The 18,849-nt window shown below is 52.9% G+C and carries 16 protein-coding genes; 5 read left to right on the top strand and 11 right to left on the bottom strand.

The genetic code is table 11. The annotated features are described in order from the left end of the window. Positions 1 to 37: 37 nt before the first annotated feature. Positions 38 to 1,249, top strand: coding sequence for a sugar efflux transporter (locus MKZ07_RS31825; protein WP_036690945.1), 1,212 nt, complete (start codon positions 38 to 40; stop codon positions 1,247 to 1,249). A gap of 63 nt (positions 1,250 to 1,312) precedes the next feature. Here the strand turns inward: MKZ07_RS31825 and MKZ07_RS31820 are convergent, their stop codons facing one another. The 3 genes from MKZ07_RS31820 to MKZ07_RS31810 all read right to left on the bottom strand — a co-directional run bounded on the left by MKZ07_RS31820 (position 1,313) and on the right by MKZ07_RS31810 (position 3,721). Next, entirely contained in the window at positions 1,313 to 2,011 is a 699-nt protein-coding gene (locus MKZ07_RS31820) for an SDR family oxidoreductase (protein ID WP_036690947.1), read from the bottom strand. Positions 2,012 to 2,188: 177 nt separating this feature from the next. Beyond that, positions 2,189 to 3,016, bottom strand: a complete 828-nt coding sequence (locus tag MKZ07_RS31815) for a metallophosphoesterase family protein (RefSeq protein ID WP_036690950.1) — start codon at positions 3,014 to 3,016, stop codon at positions 2,189 to 2,191. 123 nt (positions 3,017 to 3,139) lie between these two features. After that, on the bottom strand, positions 3,140 to 3,721 hold the full coding sequence (locus MKZ07_RS31810) for a TetR/AcrR family transcriptional regulator (RefSeq protein ID WP_036690951.1): 582 nt from the start codon (positions 3,719 to 3,721) through the stop codon (positions 3,140 to 3,142). A gap of 298 nt (positions 3,722 to 4,019) precedes the next feature. On the opposite strand from MKZ07_RS31810, the gene MKZ07_RS31805 reads away from it, so the two are divergent. After that, entirely contained in the window at positions 4,020 to 5,450 is a 1,431-nt protein-coding gene (locus tag MKZ07_RS31805; RefSeq protein WP_051493181.1) for a DHA2 family efflux MFS transporter permease subunit, read from the top strand. A gap of 160 nt (positions 5,451 to 5,610) precedes the next feature. Then, the gene (locus tag MKZ07_RS31800; protein WP_036690953.1) at positions 5,611 to 5,901 is read left to right on the top strand and encodes a hypothetical protein; all 291 of its coding nucleotides are present in this window, start codon (positions 5,611 to 5,613) and stop codon (positions 5,899 to 5,901) included. Between the two features lie 44 nt (positions 5,902 to 5,945). On the opposite strand, the gene MKZ07_RS31795 is transcribed toward MKZ07_RS31800, so the two are convergent. The 4 genes from MKZ07_RS31795 to MKZ07_RS31780 all read right to left on the bottom strand — a co-directional run bounded on the left by MKZ07_RS31795 (position 5,946) and on the right by MKZ07_RS31780 (position 10,946). Then, positions 5,946 to 6,287 carry a hypothetical protein gene (locus MKZ07_RS31795; protein WP_036690956.1) on the bottom strand — a complete coding sequence of 114 codons (342 nt, stop codon included), beginning with the start codon at positions 6,285 to 6,287 and terminating at the stop codon, positions 5,946 to 5,948. Beyond that, the gene (locus MKZ07_RS31790) at positions 6,284 to 7,438 is read right to left on the bottom strand and encodes an ABC transporter permease (protein ID WP_341029489.1); all 1,155 of its coding nucleotides are present in this window, start codon (positions 7,436 to 7,438) and stop codon (positions 6,284 to 6,286) included. Before MKZ07_RS31790 ends, MKZ07_RS31795 begins: the two co-directional genes overlap by 4 nt. After that, positions 7,435 to 8,361 carry an ABC transporter ATP-binding protein gene (locus MKZ07_RS31785; RefSeq protein ID WP_341029486.1) on the bottom strand — a complete coding sequence of 309 codons (927 nt, stop codon included), beginning with the start codon at positions 8,359 to 8,361 and terminating at the stop codon, positions 7,435 to 7,437. Before MKZ07_RS31785 ends, MKZ07_RS31790 begins: the two co-directional genes overlap by 4 nt. Positions 8,362 to 8,567: 206 nt before the next feature. Then, on the bottom strand, positions 8,568 to 10,946 hold the full coding sequence (locus tag MKZ07_RS31780; protein ID WP_076155399.1) for an ABC transporter ATP-binding protein/permease: 2,379 nt from the start codon (positions 10,944 to 10,946) through the stop codon (positions 8,568 to 8,570). A gap of 215 nt (positions 10,947 to 11,161) precedes the next feature. Between MKZ07_RS31780 and MKZ07_RS31775 the strand changes: the two genes are divergently transcribed. Beyond that, positions 11,162 to 11,836, top strand: coding sequence for a response regulator transcription factor (locus MKZ07_RS31775; protein ID WP_036690960.1), 675 nt, complete (start codon positions 11,162 to 11,164; stop codon positions 11,834 to 11,836). Beyond that, positions 11,833 to 12,879 (top strand): HAMP domain-containing sensor histidine kinase, encoded by a 1,047-nt coding sequence (locus tag MKZ07_RS31770; RefSeq protein WP_051493163.1) that lies wholly within the window; start codon positions 11,833 to 11,835, stop codon positions 12,877 to 12,879. The genes MKZ07_RS31775 and MKZ07_RS31770 overlap by 4 nt, the downstream gene beginning before the upstream one ends. Positions 12,880 to 13,176: 297 nt before the next feature. On the opposite strand, the gene MKZ07_RS31765 is transcribed toward MKZ07_RS31770, so the two are convergent. The 4 genes from MKZ07_RS31765 to MKZ07_RS31750 form a co-directional block, all read right to left on the bottom strand. Then, on the bottom strand, positions 13,177 to 13,857 hold the full coding sequence (locus MKZ07_RS31765; protein WP_341029481.1) for an RAP domain-containing protein: 681 nt from the start codon (positions 13,855 to 13,857) through the stop codon (positions 13,177 to 13,179). A 363-nt stretch (positions 13,858 to 14,220) separates the two neighbouring features. Further along, positions 14,221 to 15,303: a Gfo/Idh/MocA family protein gene (locus MKZ07_RS31760; RefSeq protein ID WP_076155390.1), complete on the bottom strand. Its 1,083-nt coding sequence runs from the start codon at positions 15,301 to 15,303 to the stop codon at positions 14,221 to 14,223. A gap of 113 nt (positions 15,304 to 15,416) precedes the next feature. Then, entirely contained in the window at positions 15,417 to 17,021 is a 1,605-nt protein-coding gene (locus MKZ07_RS31755) for a response regulator transcription factor (RefSeq protein ID WP_341029824.1), read from the bottom strand. Positions 17,022 to 17,063: 42 nt separating this feature from the next. Beyond that, complete coding sequence (locus tag MKZ07_RS31750; protein ID WP_051493164.1) at positions 17,064 to 18,827, bottom strand: sensor histidine kinase; 1,764 nt, start codon at positions 18,825 to 18,827, stop codon at positions 17,064 to 17,066. Positions 18,828 to 18,849 lie beyond the last annotated feature (22 nt).

Below are 18,849 nucleotides of genomic sequence, written 5' to 3'. Positions count from 1 at the left end.
AAGACTAAACGATGCTGAAAGGAAGTCCACACACTCTATGCTCAAAAGAACCTATGCTCTGCTCCTCATTCCAACCTATCCTATATTCCTGCTCTGCATGCTGTTCCAGGGAATGGCCATCTCTATCAGTGCTCCATTCCTGGCGGTCTACTTCACAGAAAAACTCGGCGTTACTGCCGGAACCTTCGGAATATTTACAGCGGTAACCCTCCTTAGCGGGGTAGCCTTAAGCATGTTCATCGCCAAACGCTCCGACGCCGGGCTGAACCGCCGCAGGCTGATGGTGATCTGTATGATGTTCAATGCTGTTGCTTTTTCCGGATACATATTCATTCATGACTTCTACCCGCTGCTGGCTTATATGACAATATTCACCGCAGCCGGCGCCCCGGCGATGCCGCAATTATTCGCCAGCGCCAGAGAAGCTGTGAGCGCCAGCAGCTCTCCTGATCATGCCTTGGCTAACTCGGCCCTGCGCTCAATGTTCTCCCTTGGCTTTATCAGCGGTCCGCTGGCTGGAGCCGCGCTCCTGAGCCGCTTCGGATTTCAGGGGATTTTCTCAACGACCACACTGATCTTCCTGATCAATGCCCTTCTGGTGTTCAGCTTCGTACGGCCTTCAGCCGCTAAGCAGCAGCCCGAGCGGCGTGTCCAGCAGCCCGCCGGGCTGCAACGGAATGCCAGGGTACTGGTTCCTTTTCTTATCCTGACCCTGCTCTATACCGGACACTGGGCCAATAATCTGAATATCTCCTTGTTCATTGTTAATACGCTGGGAGGCACTACACAGAATGTAGCTTCGGTGGCTAGTGTCTGCGCGTTAATGGAGATTCCGTTCATGCTGGTGCTGGGGCTGCTGTCAGCCAAATACGACAGCAAAGTGCTGCTGGGCTGGGGAATGGCAATGGGGGGGATCTATTATGCGCTGGTGATGGGAGTAGGTGAGCTGTGGCAGCTCATCGCCGGACAGGTGCTGCTGGCTTTTTTTGTCGCTGTGATCTCTGCGATTGGAATCAGCTATATTCAGGATCTGCTGCCGGACCTTCCCGGCTATGCCTCCACGCTGTACACCAATGCTACAACCATCGGCAGACTGGCCGGAAGCCTGGCGGGAGGAGCCGCAGCCCAGTGGTTAGGATACCGCCATTCCTACCTGCTCTGCGTAGTTCTGGTAGTCTGCTCACTGGGACTGCTGCTCTGGCCCCGCCGCTCTCCGGACGAGAAAATTACAGCTCCGCTCGCCTCTTAACATGTGAGATGCTGGCAATCCATATATTTAAACCTGATGCTGCACTAGCTAGCCCGAGTATCCCTATATCTCCATATCCTTACCCGTATAATCCACGAATCTGAAATGACCGGACGGCTCGGCTCTCTGCCCGATCAGGTCCAGAATGCCCTCGGCACTGGTGCGCGGGTGAAGCGGTGCCTTAGCTCCGCCCATATCGGTAGGCATCCAGCCGGGATGGACGCTGAGTACGTGGATGCCGCGATCCTTCAGTGTGACATGGAGCTTCTGCGTGAACATATTGAGCGCAGTCTTGGAGATCGTATACGGATAGCTGCCCGGGTAAGCATTGGTGATACTGCCTGCCTCTGATGAGATATTGATGATTGAAGCATCCGGCCCGGTCAGCAGCGGCAGGAGGTGCTTAACCACCCGCATCGGTCCGTACAGATTGATATCCATGGCATTCTGCATCTCTTCTATATCCAGCGCTTCAAGTGCGGTGTCCGTGGCATTCAGCACTGCGGCATTATTGATGATGACGCCAAGTGTCCGGGCCTGCTCTGTCAGGCTGGCGGCAAGCGCAGCTATTCCAGCCTCGTCTGTCACATCAAGTGTCGCTAGAGTCAGCTTGTCCCCGTATACTGCCGCCAGATCAGCTAATGCTGCCTGCCCGCGCGTCAGATCCCGCACTCCCGCAATAACAGCATGCCCACGCTCCAGCGCAGCCGCCGTTAGTTCAAGGCCCAGTCCGCGTCCCGCCCCTGTAATCAGAATATTCATTGTACCGTTCCTCCTGTAGTAATTCTATTTGTATTAATGACCTTTATTGTTCGGTATTGTTACACCATACCTAACCCATGAAAGGGCTGTCAAGTTCACCGCCAGGACGCCCGCCCAAAAATAAAGAGAATGTCTCCACGACACTCTCCCTCCGCTATGCCTCATTCACTTAGCCCCTTAATGGGCGATAAAAGCCTCGACTTTGTAGCCTGACCCGCTGCTGGTTAATGTGGCGTTATAGTACCCCATGTTCCCGCCGGGCTTACATTTGTAGTCCCCGGAGCAGCCGGTGACGAAGAATTTGGTTCTGGTGTACCCCGGATAGATGTTGCTCAGCTTCCGGTAGAATTTGTGACCATGATGCGTGAAGATCGCCAGCACCTTCTCTCTGGCTTTTGCCGGAATGGCCGTGAAGAACTTGGAGGTCTCGGCCGCGCTGAGCACATGGCTGGAATCCACCGTAATGCCCTGCACCCGGAGCGGCCAGTGGAAATCAATAATATAGAAGTACCTGTCATCCAGATTCCGCAGCAGATTGAGGCTTGCCGGTGTGAACTGGCCCAGTGCGCAATCCAGCCACACATATCTCACCTTGCCCTGCGTTCCCGGGAAATTCATCTGTCCGGCCACCGCCCCTAAATACTGCGTGAACAAGGACCGGGTACTGGCTTCCCAATTCCCTATAGAGGCCTTGTAAGGGATGCTTCCCAGCGTGGCAGTCACTGTATCCTTGAAGTCCTTATAGTAGGCGTTAGCGTTATTCCCGTGATCCGCTCCCGCCTGGGTATTATCTCCCCCGAAGATGATAAACCGTTTGTTCCCGCTGCTCACCGCCTTAGGCAAAAGACTCTTAAAGATGCTCAAGCTGTTACCGTATCCCACATGACTGTCACCAAACACCGCAAATTCAACCGTCTGTGCCTTGATTCTGCGCTTCACTCCGGGTACAGCCTGCCGCTTGGCGCGAAGCACCCGCTTTCGTGCCGGTCCTGCCTGTCTCCTCATCTCGTACCACCCCATCCCATCAAAAATAGCTTCAGAATATATAGTAGTCCCTACTATTTATATGCGGGAGGAATTGGCTGCTCTTGGACCTATGAATCCATCAAGAAGGAATGCTTCGGGCAATTAATTCGCCCGCAGTGAAGTAATCTGCTTCGCCAGATACTGCGGTGTATACGGCATGCCCTCCCGAAGCCAGGCGATGATGGTACCAATGAGGGCCGCCGAGCCGTACCACACAGCGATATCCTTCTGTACCGTTACTTCCGAAGCATCATGTGCGGTAACCCTGCTCTCCACCCGTGCAGAAATAATGTCTGCCATCAGTTTAAAAAGCCGATCCGTAAATATCGTACTCTTCCGCGACGTAAGTACGATTTTGTAGAATTTGGCGTTCGCTGCAATATGCACAAGCAGGTGCTCCAGCATCGGCCACTTCTGTTCTTGTGCGGCTTCCGTAAAGTCCGTATCGTCTCTCACCACTTCCAGAACTTCCTCCGCCATATCATCCGCCATTTTCTCCAGCATATCCGGGATATCCCGGTAATGCAGATAGAAGGTCACACGGTTAATTTGGGCCCGCTGCGCCAGGCGGTTGACGGTGATTTTCTCAATGCTCATCTCTTCCATCAGGTCAATCAGAGCCTCCTTCAGGAATTGGCGTGTACGAAGGACACGCGGATCTGTCCGCTCGGCAGGATTAGTCATTTCTGTTCTCTCCAATCTGTCCTGCCCAAGAGCAGGCTACAATTTCAGTCAAAAGTGTTGTTTTTCAACCACATACACTACACATATCCTCTAAGTGTAAACTAATTTACATTTTCCCGAAAATCGTTGCTTGATTACATGAAATTTTCATCTATAATCTACTTTATACATTGTAAACTATACGACATATTGTAAATTTAGTCCATGAGTTGGCGGTTTGAAAGGATGAAGACTAGTGAGTATCAAGACAGCAATCAAAGAAGCCCCGTCCATTCCCAAGGGACCTATTCTGTTCGTAATGATTCTGGGTGCCTTTCTGGCTACACTGAATCAGACCATCATGAGTGTTGCTACACCGGAGCTTATGCATGACTTCAATATTACGGCGGCCACGGCCCAGTGGCTGACTACCGGCTATATGCTGGTTAACGGTGTGTTGATTCCAATTACGGCCTATCTGATGCAGCGCTTTACTACCCGGGAGTTGTTCCAGGCCTCGATGTTTATTTTCTTTGCGGGTACCCTTGTATCAGCACTCGCAGGAAGCTTCCCGGTACTGCTTACCGGACGGATGATTCAGGCTGCCGGTGCCGGCATTATTATGCCGCTGCTCACCCAGGTTATTTTGACCCTCTTCCCGCGTGAAAAAAGAGGAGCCGCCATGGGGATGGTAGGGCTCGCCATTATCTTCGCCCCGGCCATCGGCCCTACGCTGGCCGGATATATTATGGAACGTTATTCTTGGGAGATGATGTTCTATGGCATGCTGCCGCTCACGGTTATGGTCATCGTATGCGGTTTTATTTATCTGAGAAATGTAGCTGAGCGTTCTTTTCCCAAAATCGACATCACCAGTGTGATCCTATCCACCATTGGATTCGGTACCCTATTGTACGGCTTCAGCCGGGCAGCCAGTGCAGGCTGGTCCAGCGCAGAGGTGTTATTGTCGCTGGCCGCAGGCGCTATATCACTTGGATTATTCATATGGAAGCAACTCACTTCCAGGAGTCCGCTGCTTGATCTGCGGGCCTTCCAGTATAATATGTTCTCCTTGACTACCGTCATCAGTGTGGCAGTTACGATTGTGATGTATGCGGATATGATGCTCCTGCCGCTCTATCTGCAGAATGCCCGCGGCTTCACCGCTATGGAATCCGGCCTGCTGCTGCTGCCCGGCGCAGTGATTATGGGCGCGCTGATGCCCGTCACCGGTAAGCTGTTCGACCGCTTCGGAGCGAAATGGCTCGCCATTATCGGCCTGACGATCACTATTCTGACCACACTCAGCTTCGTGAATCTTACAGACTCGACAAGCTACGGTTATCTGATGCTGATGTCCACCGGCCGCCGGATCGGCATGGCCCTGCTGCTGATGCCTATTCAGACCCTCGGGCTAAATCAACTGCCCACCAGGCTGAATTCACATGGCACAGCGATCTCCAATACCGTAAGGCAAGTCGCCGGTGCAGTAGGTACTTCTCTGCTGGTCACCGTGATGACCAGCCGCACCGCCACTCACTTCCAGAATATCGCAGCCAGCAGCGGAACTGCCGGCGAGACTCAGCAGCATATGCTAATGGAGTCTTCCATCCAGGGCATCAACGATTCCTATCTGGTTATTGTGGGCGTCGGAATTATCGGGCTCTTACTCTCCTTCTTCATTAAGCAGGTGGGTCAGGCTAAGGAACCGGGCACGCAGCAGAAGATCGTTGTCGCCGAGGAAATCTAGGGAGAACATCTGCTGTTTTTTATTTCATAGACTGCATTTAGAAGAAGACCCGACGGAGCGCACTCCATGGGTCTTCTTCCACATCTCGCATATACGTTGCGCTTATAGTACAATGATATCCTGAATGCTTATCATTTTAAGAAAAGTAAGAGGTGCCCGAATGGCTATCAGCTTCACGAAATCAATGCTTAACCGCCTGACTCAGGAAATCACAGAGATGGAAGCCGGAATGACAGAGCTGCAGAAGAAGACCCGCAAGACCAAGCTCAAGATCAACCAGCTGGAAAAAGACTGCAAGCTAAGCTCATCCCCAAGCTCCCTCAGCAGTAAAATGAGCCGCATCACCAAGCTGCAGGCTGAACTCAAAAAAATCTCCCAGCAGCAGTTAGAGCTGTCCAAGGAGATTAACAAAAAGAAAACGCTACGCGCTCAGCTGCCTTCTACGGAGTAATCCCAGACTGCTGCTCCGGCTGCTCCCAATGCAAGCGGCGGCTGTTATTTTGAGGGACTTAGCCGGGCACGCATCCAAATTAGCAGGTAAATGACGCATAAGAAAATCCAAAATTCGTTGGCGAATATACTCTGCTTCAACACCAGGGATAGTAGAATATGGTATATGCAAGTGAATACCAGCAATGACACTAATCCCACCGTCATCGTTCTGCCGGATACCTGCTGCGGAAGACTGATTTTGGAAAGAAAATAAGCAGCGGCTACCGCTACAGTGATCGATAATACGATTCTCAGATTCTGATTCTCTAGCACATCGTGCAAGGTAATAATTAACGCCAGCATAAGAAAACCCGCAATGACCTGCAACTTGCCTCTGGTCTTCATTTGATCCCTCCTGGGTACATGATTTTACGATTGAATAAATATATCCCTAATAAGAAATACCCTGCCGATAGCGTCGCCAGCACAAGAACCTCAGGGAGAACCTCGCTAAGTCCGGCATTGTTTATCAGAATCTTGTTCATCGCGCTTACGGCATCCAGTGTCGGCACGAAGGTCAGCAGCTCGATCTCTTTGCCCATCACCGTGAATAGCTTAACCGGCGGAACCTTGAAAAATATCCCGGCCAGGAACATCATCGGGGTTACGACAACATTGCCGAGGATAAAGGCCTCCAGTGACGTCCTGCAGAACGCGGCGATGATTAGGCCAATTCCTATAGCTGAGAAAGTGGCAATCAGGCTGACCGCATAAGCCAGCATATAGGAGCCGGAGGACGAGAAGCCCATCAACAGGCTGGAAGCAAATACTAGAGGCAGCATGATTGCCGCCAGTACCATCTGCGAGAGCGTGATGCCTGCACAGAACTCGAACGCGCTGGCTTTTGACAAAACAATCCGCTGAATCGTCCGGTTCTCCAGCTCTCTGGTCACCACCATTGCACTTAGAATCAACAGAAAAAACACTGAAAATACCATCAGCCCCGGTGCCATATTGGCAAATTCCGATTGGGCCTTCGAATGGCCAGTCTCCTCATATACAAGCTGTACCGGATTGCCTGCCATACCGTTATTCCAGACAAAATTATGAATGTAATTCTCCACATAGCTGCTGATGATGCTGTATGTCAGATTTGCCGGATTGCCTAGCAGCTTCATCTGTACCGGTGAGGACTCGCCGGACTGTTCATGGCGGAGCAGCGAGTTACTGAAGCCGGGTGGAATATACAAATGGGCATCGTAAGCACCTGTTCTTACTTGCTCCCTTACGTTCCCCGTATGATAATCCGCTGGCATAGCCGCAAACATCTTATTTCCATTCGGATATTCACTGCCTGCAATCTGCTGCACCAGTCTGTCCCCAAGCTTCCCATGATCTTCATTGGTTATTCCCAGCGAATACGTATAGAACCCCTGCCCGAAGGCCAGGCCAAAGATAACAATGAACACAATCGGAGACAGAACGGTCAGCAGAACAGCCTTATAGTCACGGAATTGCTCTACCAGGCTTTTTTTGAATACTGCCCACAGCCTCATTCCCGCAAGCTCCTTCCAGTCAGCTTAATGAATACATCCTCAAGTGTACTCTGCCTCAAGCTGAACGTAAGCGGATTTCCGTATAGAGCGGTCAGCCGGTTAAGAATATGCGGGACCGATTCTGTTAGACGTTCTCCAGTGATCCGAAGGCTTGCATCCTTGAACTGCACGCTATACTCCAGGGCGTTCAGCTCCGAGGTCTTCTGCACCGGCTCCTGGTAATAGACCTCCAGTGTCTCCTCAGGGGCGATCCTCTGCTGAAGCGCAGCAGGTGTATCACAAACCAGCATTGTGCCATGATCCATCACTGCCACTCTTGATGACAGACGCTGTGCCTCATCCATATTATGCGTGGTAAGCAGCACTGCACTGGTACGGGACAACGAATGAATGAACTCCCTGACCCGTATCCTGCTCTGCGGATCAAGCCCGGCTTCAGGCTCATCCAGAATAATCAGATCCGGATCGTGGATGACGGACAGCAGAAGATGCAGACGTCTTTGCATGCCGCCGGACAGATTCTTCGCCAGCACCTTGCGTTGATCAGAGAGCCCGATACTCTCCAGCAGCATAGCTGTACGCCGCTTGGTTTCTTGCCTGTCCATTCCATTCAATCTCCCTGCAAAATGAAGCTGCTCCTCACAGGTCAGCATCGGCCACAGCTGTAGCTCCTGACTGCAGATTCCCACCCGGTTGTTCAACGAACGGTTACGCCGGGAGGGCGTGCCGCCAATGCAGATGTCGCCATTGTCCGGCTCAAGTGTTCCGGCAATCAAACGAATGGCCGTTGTTTTACCGGCACCGTTCGGACCGAGCAGACTAAAAATCTCCCCCCGCCTGACGGTGAAGGATAAGCCATCCACCGCTTTGAGGCGGCCAAAGCTTTTATCCACTTCCTTCAATTCCAGTAGTATTCCGTTCATGATCCTCACCTCTAGACACTTATAATACGGCGCTTACACACTGAAGGATTCTATTTCCTGTTATTTTATCCCACAATCTCCCTGCCGTCTGTGATCTATGGCAATTTATCTTGCAGAAATAGAATCAACAAAGAACCAAAGGAACGGATTCCCTTGGTTCTTCGTCATTTCATCATTTCAGTCTGGCTGATCCGGACTACGGTTGGTTATTCACTGCGCAGGGCAGTCACCGGGTCCTTCTTCGCCGCCATCTTGGCCGGAATAGCTCCACCAAGCATAGTCAGCAGGACGCTGATGACACCAAGAATGAGCGCGTGGAGCGGATTCAGCTGGGCGACATTTTTGAGCTCCGTCAGGTTGTAGAGGACCGCATTGACCGGGATGGTCAGCAGATAAGTGATGCCGATGCCCAGAATCCCCGAGCAAGCCCCGATAATGAAGGTCTCGGCATTGAACACCCGCGTGATATCCTTCTTACGGGCACCCAGTGCACGCAATACGCCGATCTCCTTCGTACGTTCCATCACGGAAATATACGTAATGATCGCAATCATGATCAGGGAGACCACCAGGGAAATCGCCGCAAAAGCAATCAGCACCATCGTAATCCCGTCCATAATTCCACCGGAAATATTCGTCACAATCGCTGCAAGGTCAGTGTACTGCACTTGATCCTCCTCCGCTTTGCCTTCATTCCATTTATCCAGATAAGCATTTACGGATTCCTTCGCACTGAAATCAATCGGATACAGCGAGACTGCACTTGGAATATCCGTGGCCCCCAGCGCTGCAAGGGCATTCTCCTTCGTGGGCGCTGCCATACCAGCAGCGGCTGTCTGACCCGCATTCATCATAACAGACCCGCCCATCGGGCCGGTTGAACCCGAGCCTGTGAGGCCATCCGACAGCCCCTGCCCCGTTAATACATTGATATCTGCCTTCTCTTGGGCCAGGACAATCTCGGATTCTTTCGCATCGGCAATGAAGGAGGCCGCCAGTTCATCCGAATAGACCAGACCGGGCGACAGTGTTGAGATTCTCGACCCTTCCTGCGCACGCAGCACACCTACAATGTTAAGGGTAACCGCCTTGGGACTGTTATAGAGATCCTTCAGATCCCCTCCGGCTGCATTGACCACAAACTGTTCGCCATTCTTTTTATAATAGTCATTGTTATTGATCAATTTCAGCTGTGTTCCGACCAAATCGCTCAGATTGATGCTCTTGGCTTCATAATCCAGCCCGAGCGCATCCACTGCCGCATTAGTCAGACGGTTGTATTGATCGACGATGAGCACCAGATCCGTCTTCTCTGTAGGGAACTTTCCCTCTAGCAGATCATAGTACTGCTCCAGGTAGCTTCCCGAGTCACTGCCCTGTTTGCTCGGGTAGGGAGCTACAGTAATCTTGCTTTTATCCAGCGCTGCCGCCTTGTCCCCGTCCTTCACCAGCCAATTCATATTCACACTGCGGGTATAGGAGACGCCGTCCAGCAGCTTGGGATCGATTCCCTCCAGATACTGCATATACTCCTTGGTCAGCACATTCACATGCATGGCTGAGTTCACAGTCGGGTCGTACGGGAAAAGCTTTTTCTCTGTCGGGTATGAGGTAAGCTCCGTGTTCTCCTTGCCTGGAGGGCCCGCATTCTGCAGATTGACCGCCGTCTGGTTGATGGAGATCGGGAAGTTGGATAAGGCCCCGGTCTCATAGGAGCTGATCTGTTTGTCGAAGCCATTGGACAGGGACAGAATCAGGGCAATACCGATAATCCCGATACTGGAGGCAAAAGCGGTCAACCCCGTGCGCCATTTCTTGGTGGCAATGTTTTTGCCGGATAATTTCAGGGCTGTGAAAAAGCTCATGCTTGTCTGCTTCAGCTTGTACGCACTTGAGGTCTTCTGCGTAGCCAGCGGATTGCTGTCCGAGATCGCATGACCGTCTGAGAAGCGGATCACGCGGTCTGCATAATTCTCCGCCAGCTCCGGGTTATGGGTAACCATGATGACGAGCTTATCCTCGGCAATGGTCTTGATCAGCTCCATGATCTGCTCACTCGTCTCCGAATCCAAGGCGCCGGTAGGCTCATCGGCCAGGATAATATCGGGATTGTTCGCGAGCGCCCGGGCGATGGCTACACGCTGCATCTGTCCGCCCGAGAGCTGATTCGGCTTTTTGTGCACATGATCCTTAAGGCCGACCTTCTCCAGTACCTCCAGCGCCTTACGGTGCTTCTCGGCTGAAGATACCCCGCTGAGTGTCATCCCCATCTCCACGTTGTCCGTGATGCTTAAGTGCGAGATCAGATTATAGCTCTGAAAAATAAAGCCGACACTGTTATTGCGGTACGCATCCCACTCGCTGTCCTTGAAGCGCTCGGTAGATTGGCCGTTAATGATCAGCTCTCCGCTGTCATACTGATCCAGTCCGCCAACGATGTTGAGCAGCGTGGTCTTGCCCGAGCCGCTCTGGCCCAGAATCGCAACGAACTCACTTTCTCTGAAATTAAGATTTACTTTATCCAGTGCGACTTGAGTGAATTCCCCGGTCTTGTAGCTCTTGGTGATGTTTTTTAATTGCAGCATTGTCCAGTCTCCCTTTCCATTCCTATACTCTTATTCTCTGTATGTGCTACGTGCTTCCTGTCCTGCTGTTCCCCAGTATAATCGTCCAATATAAACTAAACCTAAACTCCCGGTTGAGATTAAGTTGATCTTGGTGAGGTATACTGGAAGAATCCGCAAAACATCTATACAAGCTATACGTTAAATTACATGGAACCGTTCCAGGAGGAGAATCTATGTTTACTATTCTTGTAGTGGAGGACGACGCCAAGCTGCGGCAGCTCTTCTGCACTGTACTGACCAGACAAGGCTACCGCGCGGTTCCGGCTATGAATGGCGAGGATGCGCTGGAGATGCTGGATAAGGAATATATCGATCTGATGATCTGCGATATTATGATGCCCGTGATGGACGGCTTCGAGCTGACACGGATGCTCCGGGACAACAATAGCCAGCTTCCGGTCCTGATGGTGACGGCGCGGGAGACTTTTGCCGATAAGCAGCAGGGCTTCCTCGTTGGCATCGATGATTATATGGTCAAGCCGGTCAATGTGAATGAGATGATCCTGCGTGTCGGGGCGCTGCTGCGCCGGGCCAAAATCATCAGTGAACGCAAAATCGAATGGGCAGAAACGGTGCTGGACTATGATACGTTAACCGTGATTCAAGAGCCTGAGAGTATCGTGCTGCCGCAGAAGGAATTCTATCTCCTCTATAAAATGATCTCGTATCCAAATAAAATATTCACCAAGCAGCAGCTCATGGATGAAATCTGGGGGATGGACTCCGAGTCGGATGAGCATACGGTGGTGGTCCACATTAACCGGCTGCGGGAGCGCTTCAGGGACAACCCGGATTTTGAGATTGTTACGGTCAGAGGGCTGGGCTATAAGGCGGTGAAGCGGGGATGATCCGGGGGAGAAACCGAGGGCTATGGTGGTATTTCGTCTCGATGGTGTTCGTAATCATTCTGTTCTTTGTGTTTATTCTGTCTGTGCTGGCGTACCTGTATTTCCGGGTAGGGAATAATACGATTGGGCACCGCAATATGTTCCCGCCTGTGCTCATGATGATGCTGTTCAGCGTGGTCATCGGGACTACGATCAGTATTATGGTCGGCAAAAAGATCCTGGCCCCGATCACGGACTTCAGCCGCGCCGCCAAAGAGATTGCCAGAGGCAACTTCGACATCTATCTGAATGAGTCGCACCGTGTGGATGAGATCAGTGAAGTAGCGCATCACTTCAACCTTATGGTACAGGAGCTGCGCAGTATCGAGACCTTGCGCAATGACTTCGTCGTGAATGTGTCTCACGAATTCAAGACGCCTATTGCGGCGATTGAAGGGTACGCCATGCTGCTGCAGGAGGAGAATCTGAGCAAGGCGGAGCATGATGAATACACCGGAATGATTATCGAGAGCTCACGGCAGCTGTCCAATCTGTCCGGTAACATCCTCAAGATATCCAAGCTGGAGAACCAGGAGATGCTCTCAGAGCTGGCCGAATATCCGCTGGATGAGCAGCTCCGCCAGGCACTGCTGCTGCTGGAATCCCTCTGGTCAGCCAAGCAGCTGAACCTGGATATTGAGCTGGATGAGGAGCGGTATTATGGCAATGAAGAGCTGATGATGCAGGTGTGGCTTAATGTGCTCGGCAATGCGATCAAGTTCACGCCGGAGGGCGGAACGATCTCGGTCGCGCTGCACTCGGACGGGACCTGGATCTCGGTGGTTATCGCGGACACCGGCATCGGCATGACCCCGAAGGTGCGCAAGCACATCTTCGAGAAGTTCTACCAGGGCGACCCCGCCCGCTCCGACGGAGGCAACGGCCTCGGCCTGCCGCTGGCCGCGCGCATCATCAGCCTGAGCAAAGGCACCATTGAGGTGCGCAGCGAGCCGGGCCAGGGCTCAGCGTTCACGATCAAGCTGCCGGGGGGCGGGGCGCATTAGGCCCGTGTGTTCGGGGCCGCTTGTGGGGGGAACGAGAGGGAGGTGCACTTCTGCTCCTCATTTCCGCCTACTGCCTACCTTTGGCTAATTCAGGTGCACTTCTGCTCCTCATTTCCGCTCACTGCCCGCTTTCGGCTAATTCAGGTGCACTTCTGCTCCTCATTTCCGCCCACTGCCCGCTTTCGGCTAATTCAGGTGCACTTCTGCTCCTCATTTCCGCCTACTGCCTACCTTTGGCTAATTCAGGTGCACTTCTGCTCCTCATTTCCGCCTACTGCCCGCTTTCGGTCGAATTGCCTACCATATCTCGGAATCCATCATACTTTGAACAAGCTCATAGCGGCAGATCCGGTTACTCCCGGGTGTCAACACTGGTTTGAATTTACCTTTGTCACATAGAGTAGTTAAATGCTTTGTCGCCGTCCTCCGATTGATCCCAAGCCCCTTCACCACATCCACCGGCCGTATCATCCCATTCATCCGGCTCGCCATGTGCAGTATGTCGCGCTCTATCCTTGTATACTGGCGGCCGCCCTCAGCCCTCTGTTTCAACAAACATGGGGTTAACAAAGCTTTCAGCAAGGAGATGGTCTGCTCCGGTGCGGACTCCAGATCATCGTACGGGATGGCGATGACGCGGTATCCGGCAATCTGCAGATACGTCTCCCGGTTCAGCTCCTGGCGGTAGCGGGTGCGGTCCGTATTCTGAACATGCGGTCCATATCCCTTGATCTCAATAGCGAACTTAACCTGTCCCGGCTTCCACACAAAATCAACAAAATACGGCCTGCCCCGCCAGTCTGCTACCTCGTACTCGGGATGCAGATCATCCAGGTTACCGAAAATCGGCCACCATACCCGCTCCACAAACATCTGCTCGCCGTGCCGGTGCCCCCGGTCCAGACGGTCCAGTCGTTCCCCTGCCCTGCGTTTCTTGTGATACTCCAGCCATCTGTCATGCTCTTCGGCAAATCCCATTTCCTTCTTCCTCCTCTGAAAAATCGACTCTTTCCCCGCAAACAGAGCATCATCTTCAACACTTGCTCACTCGCTTACTGGGGCACTTGAACCTAAAGTTACCGGCATATCCACACACAAAAAATCCCGCACCCGATAAACCAGGGTGCGGGATGTGCTTCATCCGTTTTACAAATTATAGTATCGCCACACTGCAGGCGTCAATAGCATCCTTCACCGGTGCATCAACTTCGCTTCCATGCGTACCTCTCACTGCGAAAATGTACCTCACACTGCGAAAATGGTGGGGGCGATGGAGGATTCACGGACCCAGGGTTTGGGCAAACAAGATTCTGCCAGCAGCTACGCTCCCCCGCCACACCCCTACTTTCCCTCCGCCCAGCACATCCGCTCTGTTCTTATGGCTTCGCCGGACTCAATGGCCTTCTCGATCATCTGGCCGAGGTATACATCCTGCGAGGCTTCCTCCAGTCCGTAGAAGCTGGGGCCGCCAGCGGCATAGAGGGCCATCTTGTCCAGACAGGACGCAATGGCGAGCTCGTCATCGTACAGCCGGGCTGGGGCGAACGGATTGGTATAGAGCCATTGCTCTCCGCAAATAATCCCCTGAAGGTAATAGCCTTCGGCATTCTCCAGTTCCCCGCGGTTTATGCGCTTCAGCTCCATTTGCAGAGGCACCAGGTTCTCCTGCTGGATCAGCACCCGGTTGTCGAAGATCTCTCCCCGTTCTCCGCGCACGTTAAGATGATTCGAACGCGTCCAGGAACGGTGCTGGTCTTTGGTGAAATCATAAATGCCTAAGCAGTCTCCGAAATCCAGCCAAGCCAGATCCCTGTGCAGCGGAATCAGCTTGTCTTCAGCCGGGGGGCCGCTGCGGGTTGGGCCGCTAACCCAGCTGGAGTCGAACCGCATCCCCCGGATGACTGCCTCCTCGAACCCGATGCCGAGCATCCTGCGGATCAGGGCTGCCCCGTGATACAAATGAGATACGGAGACTGTCGTCTCCGTGATTCTGCCCAGCCTGCCTGAGCGGATCAGCGATAGCCGCGCCTCTTGAACCGGATGATACGGGTACTGCTCTGCGACTTGTATCGAGGCCCCGTGTACGGTCAGCTCCTTATGCAACTGCTCCAGCTCTTCTAGACTGGAGGCAGGCGGTGTCTCTGTCAATGCTGGAAGGCCGGTCTCTGCCAGCCTGTACAAATAGTTCATTGCCGCCCCGCCGCCGACAGAGACCACTGCGAAATCCGGGTCCTCACTCCGCAGCAGCTCGTCAAGCGAGCGGTACGTCTGAACGCCCCACTCTGTTTCTATCGCCAGTCCCTGGGCCCGGTCTCTGACCACAAGGCCGCCAATCCGGAACAAATCCGGCAAGACCCGGGCAATTCGTAGATAATACTGTGCGCGGAATCCGGCTCCGCCGATAATACTGAAACTAACGGGCATAACGCTGTCCTCCCTGATGGCACATTGATGTTGATGCAGCTTTAGCCGCAAGTCCCTGCTCCGTCATCGCGGCTTCTACCATCATACTTGTCTCTGGTGGATTATATGTGTCATCATTTGATCAGCTCGGTGGGATTCATGCCGGTAATCTTTTTGAATAGCGTGCTGAAATAAGGAATGTTCTTGTAGCCTACCCGCTCCGCCACTTCATAGACCAGCATATTACGCTCCATTAATAGTTCCCTGGCCTTCTCGATCCGTACCCGGGTCAGGTAGTTATTGAAGGTCTCCCCGGTGATGTTCTTGAAGATGATCGACAAATGATTCCGGGAGATGAACACCTTATCCGACAGATCAGCCAGCGTAAGCTCCTCTGCGTAATGCTCATGAATGTAGTTGGTCATGAAATCCACGACCTGCCGGTGCTTACTGCTGCCCTTCCATTGACGGCTGGCACAGATCGCTGTGATTTTGGCGGACAACCAGCTTGCCAGCTGGTCGGGTACGGCCAGGTTACCAATCTCCTGGGCAATCTGGTCATTGGTGAACAGATCATCGAGTACGAAGCCCGACTCATACAGGGAGTAGGTGATAATGCCCCATAGCTCGCTGCCGAGCATCTGCACATAGTTGGCGGAGACCCCTTGCTGTGCCTGCAGCTCGGTAATATAACCGTATACAAGCTGCTGTGCCTCTGCCTCTTGTGAAGCCTTCATCGCAGCAGCCAGCTTGTAGGAGAATTTCACCGGGAAAAGGACTCCCCGGTCCTGCCCGCTGCTGTGGCTCTCCCGGTAGCAGTATACCTCATATGCCGGGCTAATCCGTAACGCCCCGTGATCCATGGCACGGAAGGCCTCCTCTGTCGATTCGGGGATCTTCGTCCACGTATCCTTCAGACCACCTATACCGATACGAACCATCAATCGGAGATAGGAGTGAATGCTATCGACCAGCCGGGTCGCCAGCTCTTCCAGCTGCTGTGTACATTGTGCTTCAGGGTGAATAATCAGCAAGGCCCGATAGCTGTTCAGCTCAGTGTATTCCATATTGGCGTAATGCTTGCGCGTGACCTCACAGGCAATGTTACTGACCGCGAAGCGCAGCAGGTTCCAGTCCGAGACCGAGAAGGAGCTGGCCCGGTCATCGCGGATCAGCTCGATCCCGATGCTTACATGCCTGCCGTCGAGCCAGTAATGATACGAAGGCGGAAGATGGGAATTGTTCCGGTACGAAGGCTCCAGGGTACCGACCGCTGCGGACCGGACCCATTCCTTCTCGACAAAAGGCTCGTACAGCATCATTTTCAGCTCCAGCTCACCTTGTCTGATCACCGTCTCCTGCTCTCGGAGCAGCTCTGCAATCACCTTGTGAAGGATCGTTCTAAGCGTAGGCAGACTGATCGGCTTGGAGACGTAGTCACTGACCTGAAGCCTGAGGGCTTGTCTGGCATGCTCGAAGTCTGAATATCCGCTTAGTATTATAATTTTGCCCTTGAAGCCCTCGTTCCTTAATTGCTCCATCATCGTAAGGCCGCTCATCACCGGCATATAGATATCCGTGATTACAATGTCGGGGCTGGTTGCGCGGATCATCGCCAGGCCGTCTTCCCCGTTAAGCGCCTCACCGGCCCATTCCGCACCCAGCTCCTCCCATGGAATCGCCCGCTTCATCCCCTGAAGTACCTGCCTTTCATCGTCAACAATAGCGATCTTCCACATCATGTCTGCCTCCTTAAGCTTCTCTGGCCTGCAGCAGCCGTATCAGCCTTCCTTCGCGGCGAGAGAAGCAGTCAGTATCTGTGCCGGAGCCTCTGTGAGCAGCGGCAGAACAATCTCTACCCGTGTCCCTCCCTCTTCACGTTCCTTCAGCGTGACCCCATAGTCATTTCCGAAATATCCGGCAATCCGCTCCCGCACATTCCGTATGCCATAACCGCCGGTATGCCGCCCTGGCGGACGCGCCTCCGGCTGCTTCAGGCCTGCCCCGTTATCATCAATTCTAATCTGCAGCGTCTCCTCTACCTTAGTTAAGGAGATCAAGACATGTCCGCTGCGCTGCTTATTGAAGCCGTGCACAATTGAATTCTCCACGAACGGCTGCAGGGTCAGCTTTGGAAGATAGGACTCCTGAATCCCCTGTTCCACATCAATGGTGTACTCCAGGCCATCGCCCCAGCGGAGTTGCTGGATTTCGAGATAACACTGGATGTGCTGCAATTCCTCCGATACCATGATAAAGCTTGCCCCGTTGGATAAGCCGATCCTGAACATCTGTCCCATCAGCTCCAGAATCCGGCTCAGCTCATCCTGTCCGGCCTCAATGGCCATCCAGTTGAGCTGGTCCAGCATATTGTAGAGAAAATGGGGATTGATATTGGCCTGCAAGGCCTCAATCTCCGCTTTGCGCTGCTGCTCATACCGCCGCTCCAGCGACAGGTACAGCTCCTCGATACGCTCGGTCTGCTTGCGGTAGCCGGAGAATAAATAACCGAATTCATTCTCATAGTCGCTGGGCAGCTCTTCCTTGTGCCCGCCAACTGAATACATTTTCATAGCGCTTACAAGCTGCTTAATCGGCTTGGAGAATTGCCTGCTCAGATAATGCGTCAGGAGCAGGACCAGCAGAATCGCTCCAATCCCGATTAGCCCGATCCATTCCGCCAGTTCCAGACTGCTCGCCGTAATCTGCTTCCAGGAGGTGAACTCAATCAGCGTCCAGATGGAATTATCCATTCTGGAGTAGACCAGCAGCGTATTTCCGGTATCCTTATCGCCGGGAATGTGAACATAGCCGGATTTGTTGCTCTTGAGGTCGATCCATTGAGACCACTCGCTCTGCTCCAGCGTCTCTCCGATGCTCAGAATCTGCTTGCCGGCGCTGTCCGCCATGATCCGGTTCGACCCGGAGGAGTTGCCGGTCAGTAGCGCACGGATCTCCTTGGCCTTGATATGAACGACCAGCACACCCAGGTAGTCGTTCTCGTTCATGATTTTCCGGGCGAAGCTTAGTACCGGAATGTCTCCCTGCACACTGGGAATGGAATATTCCCCCGACCAGGCGAAATCGCTTTTCACCAGATTCTTGGACCAGGACTGCTTATCCAGATCGAGAATATTGCGGAACTGAATATAGCTCTGCCCGCTGCTCGGCATCGGCTGATCCATGTAGAGGTCAATCCCCTGGATTAACGGAATGGCATAGGTCAGATTGCCGAGTGCACTCTCAACGCTTATACGCTTTCGGTACCGCTCGAAATCATCCTGCCTGTTCGATAGAAAGGTCGTCAGCTCGTTGTCCCGTGAGGTGGATAGTGAGATCTGCTCGATCATATCCAGCCGGGTGGTAATTTCATTATTCAATTCATCCAGCAGCCGCTGCTGATAGTGGGAGGTGGTCTGCACAAGGGCTTTGGAGGAATTGCTGTAGCTGGTCCAAGCTGTAACCGCTATCACCAGAATAATTATAATAGCAAAACTGTGAAAAAAAAGACGGTCGATCCTGTACTTTTTAAAAGGATTGGTCAAATGGTCCCCTTCCTTCTCCTCC

The sequence above is a fragment of the Paenibacillus sp. FSL P4-0338 genome, from assembly GCF_038002365.1.
Classification (GTDB): domain Bacteria; phylum Bacillota; class Bacilli; order Paenibacillales; family Paenibacillaceae; genus Paenibacillus_AQ.
Note: the sequence above shows the minus strand (reverse complement) of the source record. Positions and strands in the feature narration are given on the sequence as shown.

Bases quoted from the DNA above. Each gene is read 5' to 3' on its own strand.
- MKZ07_RS31825 (WP_036690945.1), top strand. From the start codon at position 38: ATGCTCAAAAGAACCTATGCTCTGCTCCTCATTCCAACCTATCCTATA.
- MKZ07_RS31820 (WP_036690947.1), bottom strand. From the start codon at position 2,011: ATGAATATTCTGATTACAGGGGCGGGACGCGGACTGGGCCTTGAACTA.
- MKZ07_RS31815 (WP_036690950.1), bottom strand. From the start codon at position 3,016: ATGAGGAGACAGGCAGGACCGGCACGAAAGCGGGTGCTTCGCGCCAAG.
- MKZ07_RS31810 (WP_036690951.1), bottom strand. From the start codon at position 3,721: ATGACTAATCCTGCCGAGCGGACAGATCCGCGTGTCCTTCGTACACGC.
- MKZ07_RS31805 (WP_051493181.1), top strand. From the start codon at position 4,020: ATGATTCTGGGTGCCTTTCTGGCTACACTGAATCAGACCATCATGAGT.
- MKZ07_RS31800 (WP_036690953.1), top strand. From the start codon at position 5,611: ATGGCTATCAGCTTCACGAAATCAATGCTTAACCGCCTGACTCAGGAA.
- MKZ07_RS31795 (WP_036690956.1), bottom strand. From the start codon at position 6,287: ATGAAGACCAGAGGCAAGTTGCAGGTCATTGCGGGTTTTCTTATGCTG.
- MKZ07_RS31790 (WP_341029489.1), bottom strand. From the start codon at position 7,438: ATGAGGCTGTGGGCAGTATTCAAAAAAAGCCTGGTAGAGCAATTCCGT.
- MKZ07_RS31785 (WP_341029486.1), bottom strand. From the start codon at position 8,361: ATGAACGGAATACTACTGGAATTGAAGGAAGTGGATAAAAGCTTTGGC.
- MKZ07_RS31780 (WP_076155399.1), bottom strand. From the start codon at position 10,946: ATGCTGCAATTAAAAAACATCACCAAGAGCTACAAGACCGGGGAATTC.
- MKZ07_RS31775 (WP_036690960.1), top strand. From the start codon at position 11,162: ATGTTTACTATTCTTGTAGTGGAGGACGACGCCAAGCTGCGGCAGCTC.
- MKZ07_RS31770 (WP_051493163.1), top strand. From the start codon at position 11,833: ATGATCCGGGGGAGAAACCGAGGGCTATGGTGGTATTTCGTCTCGATG.
- MKZ07_RS31765 (WP_341029481.1), bottom strand. From the start codon at position 13,857: ATGGGATTTGCCGAAGAGCATGACAGATGGCTGGAGTATCACAAGAAA.
- MKZ07_RS31760 (WP_076155390.1), bottom strand. From the start codon at position 15,303: ATGCCCGTTAGTTTCAGTATTATCGGCGGAGCCGGATTCCGCGCACAG.
- MKZ07_RS31755 (WP_341029824.1), bottom strand. From the start codon at position 17,021: ATGTGGAAGATCGCTATTGTTGACGATGAAAGGCAGGTACTTCAGGGG.